At 41.3% G+C, this 17,772-nt stretch carries 14 protein-coding genes; 10 read left to right on the top strand and 4 right to left on the bottom strand.

Annotated features, from left to right (window positions below):
- Positions 1 to 74: 74 nt before the first annotated feature.
- The 10 genes from DFQ04_RS11255 to selD all read left to right on the top strand — a co-directional run bounded on the left by DFQ04_RS11255 (position 75) and on the right by selD (position 15,069).
- Positions 75 to 1,214 (top strand): glycosyltransferase, encoded by a 1,140-nt coding sequence (locus DFQ04_RS11255; RefSeq protein WP_133555837.1) that lies wholly within the window; start codon positions 75 to 77, stop codon positions 1,212 to 1,214.
- A complete protein-coding gene (locus DFQ04_RS11250) occupies positions 1,205 to 1,816 on the top strand; it encodes an RNA polymerase sigma factor (protein WP_133555835.1) in 612 nt (203 codons plus the stop codon). Before DFQ04_RS11255 ends, DFQ04_RS11250 begins: the two co-directional genes overlap by 10 nt.
- Positions 1,816 to 2,460, top strand: a complete 645-nt coding sequence (gene rsmG, locus DFQ04_RS11245; protein ID WP_133555832.1) for a 16S rRNA (guanine(527)-N(7))-methyltransferase RsmG — start codon at positions 1,816 to 1,818, stop codon at positions 2,458 to 2,460. The genes DFQ04_RS11250 and rsmG overlap by 1 nt, the downstream gene beginning before the upstream one ends.
- Positions 2,461 to 3,012: 552 nt before the next feature.
- Complete coding sequence (locus tag DFQ04_RS11240) at positions 3,013 to 5,829, top strand: TonB-dependent receptor (protein ID WP_133555830.1); 2,817 nt, start codon at positions 3,013 to 3,015, stop codon at positions 5,827 to 5,829.
- Positions 5,830 to 5,857: 28 nt separating this feature from the next.
- Positions 5,858 to 6,598, top strand: a complete 741-nt coding sequence (locus DFQ04_RS11235) for a GLPGLI family protein (RefSeq protein ID WP_133555829.1) — start codon at positions 5,858 to 5,860, stop codon at positions 6,596 to 6,598.
- 226 nt (positions 6,599 to 6,824) lie between these two features.
- The gene (locus DFQ04_RS11230) at positions 6,825 to 7,991 is read left to right on the top strand and encodes an ATP-binding protein (protein WP_133555827.1); all 1,167 of its coding nucleotides are present in this window, start codon (positions 6,825 to 6,827) and stop codon (positions 7,989 to 7,991) included.
- 204 nt (positions 7,992 to 8,195) lie between these two features.
- Complete coding sequence (gene dnaE, locus DFQ04_RS11225; RefSeq protein WP_133555825.1) at positions 8,196 to 12,485, top strand: DNA polymerase III subunit alpha; 4,290 nt, start codon at positions 8,196 to 8,198, stop codon at positions 12,483 to 12,485.
- 125 nt (positions 12,486 to 12,610) lie between these two features.
- A complete protein-coding gene (gene trxA / locus DFQ04_RS11220) occupies positions 12,611 to 12,931 on the top strand; it encodes a thioredoxin (RefSeq protein ID WP_133555823.1) in 321 nt (106 codons plus the stop codon).
- 70 nt (positions 12,932 to 13,001) lie between these two features.
- Positions 13,002 to 14,039, top strand: coding sequence for a tRNA 2-selenouridine(34) synthase MnmH (mnmH, locus tag DFQ04_RS11215; RefSeq protein ID WP_133555821.1), 1,038 nt, complete (start codon positions 13,002 to 13,004; stop codon positions 14,037 to 14,039).
- Positions 14,029 to 15,069 carry a selenide, water dikinase SelD gene (gene selD, locus DFQ04_RS11210; RefSeq protein ID WP_133555819.1) on the top strand — a complete coding sequence of 347 codons (1,041 nt, stop codon included), beginning with the start codon at positions 14,029 to 14,031 and terminating at the stop codon, positions 15,067 to 15,069. Before mnmH ends, selD begins: the two co-directional genes overlap by 11 nt.
- Here selD and DFQ04_RS11205 read toward each other — a convergent pair.
- The 4 genes from DFQ04_RS11205 to DFQ04_RS11190 all read right to left on the bottom strand — a co-directional run bounded on the left by DFQ04_RS11205 (position 15,066) and on the right by DFQ04_RS11190 (position 17,745).
- Positions 15,066 to 15,623 carry a DUF502 domain-containing protein gene (locus DFQ04_RS11205; RefSeq protein WP_133555817.1) on the bottom strand — a complete coding sequence of 186 codons (558 nt, stop codon included), beginning with the start codon at positions 15,621 to 15,623 and terminating at the stop codon, positions 15,066 to 15,068. The genes selD and DFQ04_RS11205 overlap by 4 nt on opposite strands.
- A gap of 67 nt (positions 15,624 to 15,690) precedes the next feature.
- The gene (locus DFQ04_RS11200) at positions 15,691 to 16,317 is read right to left on the bottom strand and encodes a 3-keto-disaccharide hydrolase (protein WP_133555815.1); all 627 of its coding nucleotides are present in this window, start codon (positions 16,315 to 16,317) and stop codon (positions 15,691 to 15,693) included.
- A gap of 123 nt (positions 16,318 to 16,440) precedes the next feature.
- A complete protein-coding gene (gene nqrE / locus DFQ04_RS11195) occupies positions 16,441 to 17,052 on the bottom strand; it encodes an NADH:ubiquinone reductase (Na(+)-transporting) subunit E (RefSeq protein ID WP_133555813.1) in 612 nt (203 codons plus the stop codon).
- A gap of 12 nt (positions 17,053 to 17,064) precedes the next feature.
- Positions 17,065 to 17,745, bottom strand: coding sequence for an NADH:ubiquinone reductase (Na(+)-transporting) subunit D (locus DFQ04_RS11190; protein ID WP_133555811.1), 681 nt, complete (start codon positions 17,743 to 17,745; stop codon positions 17,065 to 17,067).
- Between the last annotated feature and the right edge of the window lie 27 nt (positions 17,746 to 17,772).

Raw genomic sequence — 17,772 nt, 5'->3', positions numbered from 1 at the left:
GCCTGCAAAAATATCCACTTATTCCTAAATGACTTGCTCAAATTGATTTTATATTTGCCCAGCAAAATCGACCTATGGGCCTATTTTTACTTTGGTTATTATTCGGCATCGGCATTGTCATTCAGGGGGTTTACCTTTTGGTGATTTTTGGGCGAACAGCTTGGTTTAAATCTTCCTCTAAATCCCATTCTTCGGAAAATTCTCCCGAAGGGGTTACTGTTTTGGTGGCTGCCCACAATGAATTTCAAAACCTTAAAACTCTCATTCCCAAACTTTTCGAGCAGGATTATCCGAAATATGACGTGATGATCGTCAACGACAGGAGTACTGACCGAACGAAAAGATTGCTGGAAGAGATGATGGAAAAATATCCCCGTCTGAGGTCAGTAACTGTCAAATATACCCCGAATCATGTCACGGCGAAAAAATTTGCTTTGACACTTGGTATCAAAGTGGCCAAAAATGACGTCATCCTTTTAACTGATGCAGACTGTATTCCTTCTTCTGATCAGTGGATCAGAAAAATGACGGCTCCAGTCAGGGAAGAAGGAAAAACATTCTCCATCGGCTTTTCCGGATATCAGGAGAAATCTGGAATTCTAAATCGATGGATTCAATTTGAAACTTTATTGACGGCCTTATTTTACCTTTCTTTTGGATTATGGAAAGCTCCTTTTATGGGAGTTGGTAGAAATCTTTGCTATCGAAAAAGCTTCTTCATGGAAGCTAAAGCATTTAAAGGTTTCTGGCATTTGGAAGGTGGGGATGATGATTTGTTTGTGAACACCTATGCCACAGGAAAGAACACAGGAATGGTTATCGATCCTGAAGCAACCACGACTTCCATCCCAAAGGAAACTTGGAAGGAGTATCTAGTCCAAAAAAAGAGGCATCTTCATGCCGGAAAATATTACAGAGGAGAGGACAAACAGAAAATCGGTTTGTATTCACTTTCCCATGCTTTGTTTTGGATCGGAGGAATTGGACTCCTGTTTTATTTCGGCTTTGGCAAGCAATGGGAACATTTTCTGGCTGTTTGCGGTATTATTGTTCTAAGGTCTTTACTGATTTGGAGCATTTTCCGATCTGCATCAGTGAAAACTCAAGGCAATGCAGTCTCGTCCAATGCACCGGTTAATGATTTCTTTTACCTCGTGTATTTTTGGGTTTTGGGCACTGTGTCTCATCAGGCAAAAGACATCAAATGGAAATAAACAACAGAGGTTTTTCAAATAAGGCGCTAGAGGATTTTGACCTTATTGACCAGGCTGTTCTTGAAAAAGATCAGTCGGCCTATGCTACCCTGATGAAGCGGTACAAAAAGGCGGTTTATTTCATGATTTTGAAGATGATCCGGGATGCAGATGATGCAGAGGATCTCACGATGGAAGCTTTTGCTAAGGCGTTCCGTAATCTTCACAGATTCAAAAAAGACTACACCTTCTCTACTTGGCTTTTCAGAATTGCCACAAATAATACCATCGATTTTATCCGAAAGAAAAAACTCAAGACCATGAGTTTGAATAATACGCTTTCGGATGATAGCGGAAATTCTGTCAATATCGATGTAGAAGACGATGACAACAATCCTCAGGATGAATTCATCAGGTCTCAACGGATCGAAATGGTCAGGGTCTTCGTGGACAAGCTTCCGCCTAAATACAGAAAACTGGTTCAGCTTCGCTATTTTGATGAGCTTTCTTATGAGGAAATTGCCCAAGAACTGGATAAACCACTAGGCACAGTAAAGGCGCAATTGCACCGTTCTCGGGAGCTTTTGTATGAAATTGCCTCAGGAAAAGAAAAACATATCTGATGAATTCCGGCACCCAGTTGATTTTAACCTATTTCCCCAATCTGACGGAAAAGCAAATCCAACAATTTGACCGTTTGCAGGAGCTTTATGAAGATTGGAATTCCAAAATCAATGTGATCAGCCGTAAGGATATGGAACATTTCTATGTACACCATGTCCTTCATTCCTTGGGAATAGCCAAAGTAATGGGATTCCAACCTGGCACTAAAGTTCTGGATATCGGGACTGGTGGAGGATTTCCGGGGATTCCTTTAGCAATACTTTTCCCGGATACCCATTTTCATTTGGTGGATTCCATCGGCAAAAAAATTACCGTAGTCAAAGAAGTTGCCAAAGCCCTAAAGCTTAGCAATGTAGAAGCTCAGCAAGCCCGAGCGGAAACCTTGGTGAGGAAATATGACTTCGTGATCAGCCGGGCAGTGACCCGAATGATCAATTTTTATCCTTGGGTGAAAGGAAAAATCAAACGGGAAGATTTTAACGAATTCCAAAACGGAATTCTTTATCTCAAAGGTGGAGATGTGGATGAGGAGATGGAAGAATTGGATAAGTCTTATGTAACCTACCACCTGAGTGACTATTTCAAGGAAGACTTTTTCGAGACCAAAAAGGTCGTTTATATGCCTTGGGAGGACAAGCGATAAAAAAAATTCAATCTGATGTTCCTCAATTAAACAATCAGCCTAATTACCATTGATTTTTTGTTCCAAGAAAGAAAACCGAAGCTCACTTCCATTGAACCTCAGTTTATCTTTTATGCCGATTATCCTTTTCAAAAAGCGAGCATTCATTTAATGATAAAATAATAATTCCACCTTCCGACAGTTCATTTTTACAGGTCAATATTGAAATTAATTTCACTGTTAAAACAAAATTTTAGTCATTAAACTTTTTTTAACAATTAGTCAATCTATTTTTATTAAATAATTACTATACTAGCAGTTGTAAAATGCTATTCAGTTCCCCAATTAGGTGATGCTTATTTTTTAGTAAAAAGCAAAACCAGGACGAATAGAATTTAGGTCAACCAAGGGTTGAAAAAGTAAAGAGCACGCATTTTAAACTTAACTGTTTTCATAAAACGTCCATTTAATCCTGGGCAAATCATCTTGCAAAGATGAGTTGGTTCCGATTTTAACATGGAGTCTCGTTTTAGTGATTGATTTTATTGTTGAAAATTATACCACTTAGAAAAAATGAAGTTTCTCCTTTCCTTCCTCCTTCTGCTTGCCTTCACTTTTACATTGCAAGCCCAATCAAAACTTACTATTCGGGGAACCGTCAAAGACACCACCGATGTCCCTCTCGACTACACCTCCGTACTTCTTCTCAGTCCAAAAGACTCTGCTTTAGTCGCTTATACTTTGACTAATAAAAACGGAGAGTACATTTTCAAAAACGTAGATCGCCAACCCCTGCTTATCAAAGCCACCTACATGGGCTACATACCCTTCCAAAAAGAACTGATATTCAAAGAAACAGATGAATTGGAAGTGGAAGAAATTCGCTTAACTCCCATCCTACAGGAACTTTACGAAGTAGTGGTGAAAGCCGCTAAAGCGCCTTTAATGATGAGAGGAGACACGCTCGAGTATGATGCCAGCAAATTTAAAGTGCCGCCCGGAGCGACCTTGGAAGATCTACTTCGAAAGCTGCCGGGGATACAAATCGATGCGGATGGAAATATTGTAGCCCAAGGCCAACAAGTTCAGAAAGTAACTGTCGATGGGAGAAGATTTTTTGGAGGAAATACAAAAATGGCTACCCAAAATCTGAATGCAGAGTCAATAAGCAAGCTTCAGCTATACGACGATAAGTCTGAACAGGCCAAGCTCACGGGTGTAGAGGATGGAGTGAAAGAAAAAACCCTGAACGTTGAGCTAAAGGAGGAGGCCAAAAAAGGAGGTTTCGGAAAGATTTCAGCGGCCGGAGGGACAGACGAGAGATGGGCATCCAATGCGTCTTACAACAAGTTTGACAAAACGGACCAATTTTCAATCATCGGCTATGGCAATAATGTCAACCAAACAGGTTTGAGCTGGGATGATTTGGAGGAGTTTAGAGGGAGCAGTGCATTCCAATTTGGGGATACTGGAGATTTCGGTTTTAATGGAAGTGGAGGAGTAACATTCATTTCTTTTTCAGGAGGCGATAGTGAGGATTCCTTCGAAATCCCTTTCAACAACCTAAGCTCAGGTTTTTCCAATAACCAAGCTTTCGGGGTCAATTTTAACCACCTTAAGGACAAAAAGGATTTCAGCGGCAATTACTTCTATAGCCGAAGTGACCAAATCATAGAGAGCTTCAATAGCAGAACCACCTTTCTTGAGGACAATTCATCCTTCACCTCCACCGACCAAAGTAGGCAAAACAACGTGGCAGGTCACCATCGGGCAAATCTTCGCTTTCAAAACGAGCTTGACAGCGCCAACACGCTAACCATCAATGCCAAGGGTAGACTAAGTTCACTTACTACCTCATTGGTGAGTTTTCAAGAGCTGATTCGTAGTAGTACCGAACAAAGCCAAATGGTGCGAAATAACCAATCAAATAAATGGTCTGGCGCCTTCCAAGGAACTGCAATCTTTAGACATAAATTCGAAAAGAGCGGAAGAAACTTTGCTGCCAGTATCAGTAATACTTACACCAATGCGGACCAAGATGGTATACAAAAAGCCGTTGCGGATCTCACTACTTCTACCGACCCCAATTCCTTTTTCAGAGATTTGGACCAGGTGAATCAGGCATTGAACACATCCAACCTGATCAAATCGAGCTTGCTTTTTGTCGAACCTATCAAAAAAATCTTTTTTTGGGAAACGTTTTACAATTTTAGCCAATCAAGGAGCGAAACGGATCGAAAAGTTTTCGATGTGGAATCAAGTGACACCCAAGAATTGAATCCTGATCTTAGCCGATTCTTTGACAACATAATTACCTACAATAGGATAGGCTCAAGTATCCGGTATGCCAACAAAGGTTCTAACCTAAGTGTGGGCATAGCAGCCTCCAACTACAAATTGAACGGTCAGTTTTCAGTGGTAGAGGGAAGTGAAATTCTAGGCACGGTGGACAAAAATTACCTCAATTTCACTCCTAATGTATCCTTCTGGAAAACTATGAAGGGCAACAAACGCATCAATGCAAGCTATTCCATGGGCGTCACCCCACCGAATATTACCGATTTACAACCCTACAAGGACATTTCTAACCCATTATATATTCGAGAAGGAAACCCCGATCTACAACCTGAAGTAACCCATACTCTAAATGCCGGGTACAACATGTACGATCCTGCTACTTTTATAAATTTCTATTTTTCATTGAATTCAACTTTCTATCAGAGCCAGGTGGTTCAAAATCAAACGATTGACCCCGAAACCTTTGTCACTACCTATAAGGCAGGAAATGTGTCAGGTGGACAGCGTTATTTTACCTATATAGGTTTTGGATTTCCTATTGTGAAGACCAAGATTAACGCATACCTAACTGCAAATCCATCTTATACCAAGAGCCTCGCCCTGATCAATTCCATCGAAACAGAGACCAATACCTTTAGCCATAACCTTGGGTTAAATTTGGACTTGAACCCGACGGAATGGCTCAACCTATACGCCGGTACATCATTCCGTCTGAGCAAAACCAAGTATGAACAAAATCCCTCTCAGAACCAGGACATTGTAAATTTGAGTGCTTATACGAATATGAATATCAAGCTTCCCAAAAACTTCTACTTTGATATGAAATTCAACTATAATCGATTTGAAAACGAAAGTTTTGGATTTAATCAAGAGGTGCCTATCCTAAATGCATTTATCTATAAACTTCTCGGCGAGGCTAAAAAATGGGAAGTCAGGCTCTCTGCGTATGACATCTTCAAACAAAATCAAACGATCAGTCAGTTTGCAGGTCAAAACTTCGTTTCGACAGGACGAATTGAAACCTTGTCAAGATATTTCTTACTCGGAGTGACCTACAATATGCGGGGAGTTGAAGTAAAGAGAAACAGATAATTTAAACTAGCAGCCAACTTTTACAACCATGAAATCAATTCTCAAGACCATTGCGCTTTTACTGATTACCACAGGACTAAAAGCCCAAAATGTGGTGGGCGAGGTAGAATACCGCTACAAAATTTTTTATGACAAAATCTATTCAAGCCTCCCCTACCTTACCGAGCAGGAAAGAGACAGAATTCTACTCACGTGGGGAAATCCGGAAGGCTACAGCACCCGAATGAAGCTCCAGTTTTGGCCGGAAAAAAGTCTCTACACCTACGGTGAACCTTATGAAGTACGTAGCTACTCCTGGCAGGTAGAAGACTATTTTATTGAAAACAATCTTCAAGATCAGACTTACCTGAAATACATGGATCAAATGGGAAAAACCTATTTAGTCCGTGACAGCCTAAATTCTCCTAAATGGAGAATCATGAACGAAATACGAGATATTCTCGGGCATATGTGCATGAAAGCAGTGAGTGAAGACACCATCAGAGGACAAAAGGTCACAGCTTGGTTCGCCTCCGACATTCCAGTTCCGATTGGTCCCGAGGAATTATTCGGACTTCCGGGTTTAATTTTAGCCTATGACATTAACGACGGAATGCTTATCGTAGAGGCGGAGAAAATTATTTTTGGAGAACCGGCAGAAGTCATCACACTGCCAAAAAAAATGAAAGGCAGAGAGGTATCAGGTACTGAATATCAAGACTTAGTCAAGAAGTTTATCCAGACTTCAATCGAAAGTAAGCAAGCTTGGATGTGGGATTTAAGGTATTGAGAAAGTATGAAGTATGCACATTATTGTGCATTCAGTGACTTCTATAATAGCCCGATTGAAACCTATTTCGGGTTTATACATTTGAATTAGCTGATTCTTTGATTTTTTACCATAGAATTTCAAGACCTACTTCCTTATTCAAAACCTGTACAATTTCAAAATAAACTCTGTACAATTTCAAAATAACTCTTGTACAATTTCAAAATAGAGTGTTTATTTGTAGCCGATGAATGTAATTAATCGACACATTTACAAGGCAATACGGGAATATCAAAGTAAATACCCGATACTAGCGGTAACCGGACCAAGGCAGTCAGGAAAGACTACCTTGCTTAAGACACTTTTTCCTGATTACCGATACATCAGTTTGGAAAATCCAGATGCCCGTGACTTTGCGCTCAGAGACCCGAATGGCTTCTTAGCAGAGTACAACGATCAGATGATCTTTGATGAAGTGCAGCAGGCCCCCGCACTATTTTCTTACCTCCAAACTTTGGTGGACAGCCGGCCAGACCGAATGGGTAGCTTTATCCTTTCAGGCTCTCAAAACTTCCACTTGATGAAGCGAATCACCCAAAGTTTGGCAGGTCGGGTAGCGCTGTTCAAACTTTTTCCATTGGACCTTCAAGAATTGAAAGACGCCAATCTACTGTCCGAAGACCCTTTGGAGCAGCTAATCCATGGATTTTACCCGGCTCTCTATGACCGGAAGATCGCTCCATCGGTATTTTACTCCAACTATGTGCAAACCTATGTGAATCGGGATGTCACTGAGCTCCTGACGGTGAAGAATTTGAGACAGTTTCAGAATTTTCTGAGCCTGTGTGCATCACATGCGGGCCAGCTTCTGAACCTGACTGCATTGGCCAATGAAACCGGAATCAGCCAGCCGACTGCAAAATCTTGGCTTTCTGCGCTCGAGTCCAGCTACATAACATTTCAGCTTTACCCTTTTCATAAGAATTTCAGTAAGCGGGTAGTCAAAACTCCCAAGCTGTACTTTTATGACACGGGGTTATTAGCTTTTCTCCTAAAAATCAAAAGCAGGGAGGCCCTCCTTACCCATCCGATAAAAGGGGCCTTGTTTGAAAACATGATCATCGCTGAATTTCACAAACAGATGCATCATCAGTATCGAGACGAAAGCCCTTGGTTTTGGAGAGATAATCATGGAGACGAAGTAGACTTGCTTATAGATCAGGGGTTAAGCTTGGATGTGTATGAGATCAAAGCGACTGAGACGATCCTCACGGAGCATTTCAAGGGTTTGGAAAAGTTTAGGCATATCTCAGATATTCCTTTGACTGCAAAAGGCTTAATCTACGCTGGAGACCTCAACCAAAAACGATCTCACGGAAAGGTGATTTGTTGGAAGGATTTTCCTGAATTTTAAATAAGAAACACATTAAATAAGCTGGGTCATCACACCTAAAAGAAATTACCAACTAAAATCAGGTTAGATTAAAGTGATACCTGTTCAAATTTCTTTAAAGATTTAATTACCAAAGTCTTTGTTTTTACTCTTTGACAATTCCCGCCAATCGGTTTTTTGGTAGGTCTGAATGTCCTATTTTGAAACCTCATTTGCTGAAGAAGTATGTATATCATTTTTGATACCGAGACTACAGGTTTACCCAGAGATTACAATGCCCCTATGTCCGATGTGGACAACTGGCCCAGGCTGGTTCAGATCGCCTGGCAACTCCATGACGCTAAGGGTAAACTGATTTCCAATCACAATTACATCATCCGTCCGGAAGGGTTCACTATTCCTTACAACGCGGAAAAAGTCCACGGCATTTCTACCAAAAGAGCTTTGTCCGAAGGACATGACCTGAAAGAAATCCTACAGATTTTCCGGGAGGATGTGGTTCAGGCTAAATTTCTGGTTGGCCACAATATCGGTTTTGATATCAATGTAGTAGGTTCGGAATATTTGAGATCGGAATTAGTCATGCCAATGGAAGGTATGGCCGAGTTGGATACCAAAGATATTTCCACAGATTTTTGTGCGATTCCCGGGGGAAAAGGAGGAAAATTCAAATGGCCTACACTTACCGAATTGCATCAAAAACTTTTTGGAGTAGGCTTTGAAGATGCACACGATGCAGCTTATGACGTGGATGCTACGGCACGATGCTTTTTTGGCTTGATCACCCAGAGAGTTTTAAAACCCGAACCTGGAGTTTTACTTGAGGAAGTGATTTATGAGGCGCCCAAATTGGCGGAGGCAAATTTTGCCCAAGCCAAGGACACTCAAAAAGCTGCTGCAAAAGACATCCTCAAGCAAGCCGGAAAAGCTGATATTTCTGATTTAGCAGATGTACCTTTTACTCACTTGCACGTCCACACGCAGTATTCAGTACTTCAAGCTACATCTGAAATCCCAACCCTAGTTGCTCGAGCCAAGGCGCTTGGAATGTCTGCCATTTCCTTGACCGATCATGGCAATATGATGGGGGCTTTTCATTTTGTGAAAGAAGCCATGGCAAAAGAACTCAAACCTATTTTAGGCTGCGAGTTTAACCTTTGTCGGGATCGAAGAAATAAGGCAAACAAGGACGATGGCTTTCAGACTGTTTTGTTGGCGAAAAATAAGGCAGGCTATCACAATCTGGCCAAACTTGCCTCCTATGCCAATATTGAGGGCTTTTACTATGTCCCTAGAATTGACAAGGAAGTATTGGTTCAATACAAGGAAAATCTAATCGCAACTACGGGAGGACTTTGGGGGGAGATTCCCTACTTAATTCTAAACGTGGGAGAGACACAAGCCGAGGAGGCTTTCCTCTGGTGGAAAGAGCAATTTGGAGAGGACTTTTATGTAGAACTTAATCGCCACGGAATCCCTGAGGAGGAGAAGGTGAATGAAGTCCTTTTGGAATTTGCCCGGAAGTATGATGTGAAATACTTCGCTGCGAATAACACCTATTACAATGACAAAGGTGACGCCAATGCCCACGATATTTTGCTTTGTGTGAAAGATGGGGAATTGGTAGAAAAGCCTAAAAAATACATAGGCAAAAGAGGAAGAGAGTTCCGCTATGGTTTTCCAAATGAGGAGTTTTATCTCAAGAGTCAGGATGAAATGAAAAAGCTGTTCGCGGACCTCCCTGAAGCCATTATTTGTACCCAAGAGATAGTCGATAAAATCGAAGCCTATAAGTTGGCAAGAGAGGTTCTTTTGCCAAAGTTTGATATCCCAGAAGAATTCAAGCATCCAGAAGATGATACAGATGGAGGAAAACGAGGAGAAAATGCCTACCTGAGGTTCCTGACCTATGAGGGAGCAAAAAAGCGGTACAAAGAAATCACGCCTGAAATTCAGGAGCGCTTGGATTTTGAGTTGACCACCATTGAAAAAACAGGATATCCGGGTTATTTCTTGATCGTTCAAGATTTTACCCGAGCAGCTAGAGACATGGGCGTTTCAGTGGGGCCTGGAAGAGGGTCTGCTGCTGGATCTGCAGTGGCATATTGTATCGGTATCACCAATGTAGACCCCATTGAATATGACCTCCTATTTGAGAGATTCTTGAATCCTGACCGGGTGTCCTTACCCGATATTGATATTGATTTTGATGATGAGGGAAGGCAGAATGTCATCGATTATGTGATCAAGAAATACGGTTCAAACCAAGTCGCTCAAATCATTACTTATGGCACCATGGCTGCAAAATCTGCCATTCGGGATACAGCCAGAGTCTTGAATTTACCCTTAGCTGACGCAGGTCGATTGGCGAATTTGGTTCCAGACATTAAACTCAAAACACTTTTTGATTTGGCTAAAAATCGTCCTGCACTTCAGGATAAACTGAAGGGTCAAGGCGAATTGATTCAAAAGGCAGAGGAGCTTTTACGAATTGCCCAAGGGCATGATGAATTGGCCAAAACGGTAAATCAAGCCGCTGTATTGGAAGGGTCTGTACGAAATACCGGGATCCATGCCTGTGGGGTAATCATTACTCCTGACGACATTACCAATTTTGTACCGGTGGCATTAGCGAAGGATTCGGACATGGTATGCACTCAGTTTGACAACTCCGTGGTGGAATCAGCCGGCTTGTTGAAAATGGACTTTTTGGGGCTTAAAACCCTAACCTTGATTAAAGACGCCATCAAAATCGTCAAAGAAAGACATGGAATTCAGTTGGATGCAGATGTCTTTCCCATTGATGATGAAAAAACTTACGAGCTATTCCAAAGGGGCGAGACTGTCGGGATATTCCAGTACGAAAGCCCCGGAATGCAGAAATACATGCGTGACCTCAAGCCGACTGTTTTTGCGGATTTGATTGCGATGAATGCGCTTTATCGACCTGGTCCTTTAGCTTACATTCCTTCTTTTATCAAACGAAAGCATGGGCAAGAACCCATCACGTATGACTTGGAGGACATGAAGGACTATCTGGAGGAGACCTATGGAATCACTGTCTACCAGGAACAGGTAATGCTTTTGTCCCAAAAACTTGCCGGCTTTACCAAAGGTGAAGCTGACGTGTTGCGTAAGGCTATGGGGAAAAAGCAAAAGGACGTTTTGGACAAAATGAAGCCAAAATTTGTGGAGCAGGCTTCAGCCAAAGGCCACGATCCGAAGAAATTGGAGAAGATTTGGACGGACTGGGAAGCTTTTGCGTCCTACGCTTTTAACAAATCCCACTCTACCTGTTATGCCTGGATCGCTTACCAAACAGCCTATTTAAAAGCGCATTATCCTGCCGAATACATGGCTTCAGTTTTGAGCAACAACATGAATGACATCACTCAGGTGACCTTTTTCATGGAAGAATGTAAGCGGATGGGAATCCCGGTTTTAGGTCCGGATGTCAATGAATCCAAAGGTGGATTTACCGTAAATGCTGCTGGAGAAATTCGTTTTGGTATGGCTGCCATCAAAGGAGCCGGAGCAGCAGCTGTGGAAGAAATAATTTTGGAACGAGATAAAAACGGTCCTTATAAAAACATCTTTGAATTTGCGAAGCGAGTCAATTCCAGGGCTTTGAATAAAAAAACCATGGAAGCCTTAGCCATGGCAGGTAGCTTTGATTGCTTTAAGGAGCATCACCGGAGACAATATTTGGAAGCTCCTGAAGGAGATATTTCACTTATCGAAAAGGCTACTAAATATGCCCAAAGAGTGCAGCAAGAAGAAGAAAGTGCTCAGGTTAGCCTTTTTGGAGGGGGAGGAAATGTTGATATCCCTTATCCTTCTGTGCCTCCAATGGAGCCATTTTCCCAGATCCAACAATTGAATATTGAAAAAGAGGTGGTGGGACTTTTCATCTCCGGCCATCCTTTGGATCAATACAAACTTGAAATTGATTCCTTCACCAATACACCTTTGACAGCCCTCTCCGATCTGGATAGTTTGAAAGGAAAAAATGAGTTGAAAATGGCTGGATCAGTTTCTTCTTTTGCCCACAGAACCACCAAAACAGGAAAGCCTTTTGGAACCTTATCTTTGGAAGACTACCACGGCTCGTATACTTTTTTCCTTTTTGGAGAAGACTATATCAAGTTCAAACAGTACTTCATGACAGGCTGGTTTTTATTCCTTACCGGAAGGGTGGAACAGAAAAAATGGGGGAATGAGAACGAAGTCGAATTGAAGATCTCTTCTATCAGCCTTCTCAGTGAAATAAGAGGTAAGCTCGTCAAAGGGCTTCGGGTAAGCATTGATTTGGACGACCTTTCTTTGGAATTGATGGAAAAGTTGGAGAAAATGACCGATAAATATAAAGGTGACGCCAAGCTCTACATTCACGTGATTGATAAGAAGGAGAACATTTCCCTGGAATTATTTTCCAAAAAGTTCTCCATAGATCCCTGCACAGAAATGATCGTTGAGCTGAATGCGATACCTGAAGTAATCTATAAAGTTGTGTAAATGGAAGGATATAGTTCTTTTCTATGCCTGATTGATAATTATTTAATCTCCTCAGGAACTTATTACCCTACAAACCACTTTTGCTGATATATTTGAAATTCTGAATCTAATAACACGACAATACAATGGGAAAAGCAATTGAAATAACTGATGCCAACTTTGAAGAGATCATCTCTGGAGATAAGCCTGTTTTGGTAGACTTTTGGGCAGAATGGTGTGGACCATGTAAAATGATCGGTCCAGTAGTAGAACAAATGGCATCTGAATATGACGGAAAAGCTATCATCGGTAAAGTAGATGTAGACTCTAATCCATCTGTGGCACAAGCCTTCGGAATCCGTTCTATTCCAACACTATTATTCTTCAAAGGAGGACAAATCGTAGATAAGCAAGTAGGAGCTGTTCCTAAAGCTGTCCTTTCACAGAAACTTGACGCACAACTTTAATTCTTAATTACAATTGAAGTAGATAGCCGTAAAGAAAGTCTTTACGGCTTTTTTTATCTTCATGCTGAAAATGGCAGAGCAACTCATCACATTAGAATCTTTTTGGACTTTACGGGAAAAAATGCCCCTAATCGACGCTAGAAGCGAAGGAGAGTTTACTCAAAGTCACATCCCAGGAGCATTTAATCTCCCGATACTAAACAATCAGGAACGAGTCCTTGTCGGCACGCTGTATAAAGAAAAGGGATCAGAGCAAGCTACCTTGAAAGGTTTTGAATTAGTGGGTCCAAGGTTTCATCAAATCCAAAAGCAAGCAATACAGAGCTTTCCGGACAGGAAGGTGATTTTGTATTGCTGGAGAGGAGGCATGCGAAGTCAAATTTTATCCTGGCTTTTGTCTATGGTGGGTTTTGAAGTTCTCCGATTAAAGGGAGGTTATAAAACTTATCGAACCTTTACTTTTGAAGAAGTTAGAAAAGAGCTAAGTCTTTTGGTTTTGGGAGGAAAGACAGGTTCTGCCAAAACGCTTTTATTGAATAAACTCAAGGAAAAAGGAGAGCAAGTAGTCGATTTGGAGGGCCTAGCCAATCATCGAGGCTCCTCATTTGGATCGATTGGACTTCCGGAACAACCAAGTGTTGAGCAGTTTGAAAATCTACTTGCAGAAGAAATTCGACTCCTAGATCCCAAAAAACCGCTTTGGGTAGAAAATGAAAGTAGAAAGATTGGCCGGGTAATTCTTCCGGACCGCTTTTTTGAACAAATGATTTCGAGTCCCCTAATTGATATCCAAAAATCCGATGAGGAAAGAATCCAACATATCGAAAGCGAATATGGGATTTTGCCAAAAGAGGATTTGATCAAAGCAGTGAAGCGTCTGCAAAAAAAATTAGGAGGCTTGAGAACTCAAGAAGCTATCGAAGATATTGAAGCTGGAAATCACGCTTCATGGATCAGGAACCTTTTGCTTTATTATGACAAAACCTATGATTTTGATTTGCATAGGCATGATTCCTCAAAAACTCAAACTTTAGACCTTACAGGTCAAAACCTAGATTCCCAAATTCAGCTTTTATTACAAGCCAAAAACCAATTCTATGGAAACTAACCCAATCAAGTTGACAGAATGGAGCGAAGGATCCGGTTGCGGATGCAAAATTGCACCAGCTATTTTGGATCAGATACTTTCTTCAAGTGGCTCTTTTTCACAGATTGACCCAAACCTGCTTGTAGGCAATTCTCAAAAAGATGACGCAGCAGTTTACCAGGTTTCTGAAGATTTGGCAGTAATCAATACCGTAGATTTCTTCACACCGATTGTGGATGATCCCTTTGATTTTGGACGAATTTCCGCAGCAAACGCCATTTCGGATATTTATGCAATGGGAGGAAAACCCATTTTTGCGAATGCTATCCTGAGCTGGCCGGTGGAAAAAATCTCCCCTGAGTTAGCCGCCAAGGTCTTGGAAGGGGCAAAACATATCTGCAAACAGGCAGGAATAGAACTCGCCGGAGGACATTCTATAGCAGCCAAGGATCCGATTTTTGGACTTTCGGTAAACGGGGTCATCCATCCCAGAAAAATCAAAACCAACAAAGGCGCAAAAGTTGGAGATCATATTTTTCTCACCAAACCACTTGGAATCGGGGTTTTGGCAACCGCATTAAAGCGACAAAAAATCCAAGACAAGAACTATCTGAATTTGCTTGATACTTCCCTCAAATTGAATTCAATTGGGAGTATCCTTGGAAATCACGAGGAAGTGCATGCCATGACCGACGTGACGGGATTTGGACTTTTAGGACATTTGATAGAAATAGCGGAGGGATCTGGACTATCAGCAGAAATTGAAATTGAAAAGCTCCCATTAATTGAAGGTATCCAGGACTACATCAATCAGTTTATTTTCCCGGATAATACCTACCGCAACTGGAATGCATTCAACACCAAAACCAAAGGAGTGGTAGGCATGGATCTGGTGAAGCTTTGTGATCCCCAGACTAGCGGAGGGTTATTAATAGCTGTAGCTCCTGAAAATCAAGCTTGGTTTGAATCAACCATGAAAAGCGAAAAACAGGTTTTTTGGGAAATCGGGAAATTCGTTCCAAAAAAAGAGCACGTAGTAGCAGTGGTTTAATGCTCCAGAGGAGAGACACCGCCAGAAACCATAAACTTCATCACATCTGAACTTTTTATGCCTTTCAGCGGCCTTACCTTTTCCTTCTTTACCAAAAAGACATTTCCTGAGACATTGTAGCTATGGGGAAAATACACCGCAACTAAGTTTTCTTCCCCAATGATGCTCAAATCTTCCTGGGTGATGAATCCCAATCGGGACATAGAATCAGAAATCTCTACAATAACCGGGGAACTGAATTTTTTCTTTTCCCCCACAAAAGCTCCCATCAAATCCTTGATGGAGGTATAAAGAAGGTTTACCAGTGGGATTTTGAAAACTCCACGTTCGAACCACTCGAAAAATGGTTTGGTAAAGAATAAGCTCGCCAAATAGCCAATGAAGGTAATCAATCCCAAAACCATCAGGATTCCAATTCCAGGGAAAGGGACAGGAATTAGATTATCCAGAAAAATAAAGATGGCATAGATGACATAAATAGTGACGGATAAGGGAGTCAGGAAAAGTAGTCCTCTAAAGAAATAAGAAATTATTCTACGGTAGGTAAAAGCCATAATTCAACCTTGGCAAAAAAAATGCCCAATCGTCAGAAAGGGCATTTTATTGTAGTATCCTGAATTTTTAATTCAAAATTTTCACTTTGACACTTTTGTAGTAGATCACACTTTCAGGATCATGCGCTTGCAAGGCAATTGTTCCATGACTCAATTTTTTCACTCCTAAATCTCCCCCACGCTTTTCGTCCTTCGATTCATCATATTCATTGATGGTCTTTCCATTCACCTTTACAGTGATTTTACTTCCCTCCACGATCACATGCTCAGTATACCATTCTCCATCTTGAACATAAACTTCTCTGACATCCTGGAAAGAATACACACTTCCGGTTTTTCTCCAATCACCATGACTTTGATTCACCTGGATTTCATATCCTACATTTGGCCAACCTGTATCCTGATATTCGGTATGTATAAAAATACCAGAATTGGCTTTGGGCATAGTTTTAAGCTCAACCATCAATTCAAAGTTTTTGAAATCATGATTTCCAACTGGCCCCATGTAGAAGGCATGTCCTCTTGGACCAGCCACCTTGATCACTCCGTCCTCCACACTAAATGATCCGGGATTTTCTGAAACCTTCCAGCCGTCAAGATTTTTACCATTGAACAGCTCTATCCATTCCCCAGTTTGGGAATATCCTGAGAAACAAATTAGGAGTAACAAAAACAGGGTGCAGGTCTTTTTCATAGCAGTGGAAATTGATAAGTAATGAATCAAGATAAAGACAAAAGAGGAAATCGAAAATACCGCTAAAAACAAAAAAGCTCTGAAGACGAACTCCAGAGCTTTAATTTATAAGTGAGTTACTTTTTACAAGTCAATACCCATGAAAGACATGAAGGCAATTCCCATAAGTCCTGTCAAAAGCATGGTAATACCCAAACCTTTCAACCCATTTGGAACTGCTGAATATTTCAATTTTTCTCTGATGGCTGCCAAAGCAACAATCGCTAGCATAAATCCTGTTCCGGAACCAAAGCCGTAAACTGCAGATTCAGCAAACGTATAATCTCTTTGAGCCATGAATAGAGAGCCCCCCAAAATTGCACAGTTTACAGCGATCAATGGAAGGAAAATACCCAACTGACCATAAAGAGCAGGAGCAAATTTCTCAACAACCATTTCCACCAATTGTACCATTGCAGCGATAATCGCAATGAACATGATGAATCTCAAGAAAGATAGATCGATGGTAGCAAGATCAGCGCTAGCCCAAGTCAAAGCACCTTCTTTTAGTACAAATTCATTAAGCAACCAGTTTACCGGAGTAGTCACAGAAAGTACGAATACTACTGCTGCTCCAAGTCCAAGGGCTGTACTTACTTTTTTGGAAACCGCCAAAAAGGAACACATTCCAAGGAAGTAAGCGAAAATCATATTGTCGATAAAGATCGACCGAATACCTAAGCTAATTAATTCCATTTCTATTCCTTTTTAGTGTTCTACGTAACCAGTTTTAGTGCGCTGCACCCAAATAATCAAACCTAAGATGATGAAAGCTCCTACAGGAGTAACCATCAAACCGTTGGTAGCAAGCTTGAAGTCTGGGCCAAAAAGACCAGAGATGGTATCGAATACTGGGATTCCAAATACTGAACCTGAACCCCATAGCTCTCTGAAGAAAGCCACAGTAAGGATGATCCAAGAATATCCTAGAGCAGAACCCAAACCATCCAATACAGAATCGTAAGGTTTATTTCCCAAAGCAAATGCTTCCAATCTACCCATTACGATACAGTTGGTAATGATCAATCCGATGAATACGGAAAGCTCTTTATACATATCGTAAGCGAATGCTTTCAATACTTCACTCACCAAGGTTACCAAGGTCGCAACGACAGCAAGCTGTACGATGATACGAACTCGAGTAGGGATCGTGTTTCTCATCAAAGAAATCACGAAGTTGGACATGGCCACAACGAAGATTACCGAGATGGCCATAACCAAAGTAGGCTTCATCTGGGTAGTTACCGCAAGTGCAGAACAAATCCCCAATACTTGGATAGTGATTGGGTTATCATCAACCAAAGGATCAGTAACCAGTTTTTTTCTACGCTTAGAGAATAGAGCCTCTGCTGGCTTTTTCTCTATCGCTTTTGCTGTTTCAGTACTCATGTTTTATTAATTCTTGAGTTGAAGATT

This window comes from Algoriphagus boseongensis, from assembly GCF_004362805.1.
In the GTDB taxonomy this organism is placed as follows: Bacteria; Bacteroidota; Bacteroidia; order Cytophagales; family Cyclobacteriaceae; genus Algoriphagus; species Algoriphagus boseongensis.
This window is presented reverse-complemented; position numbering and strand designations above follow the sequence as displayed.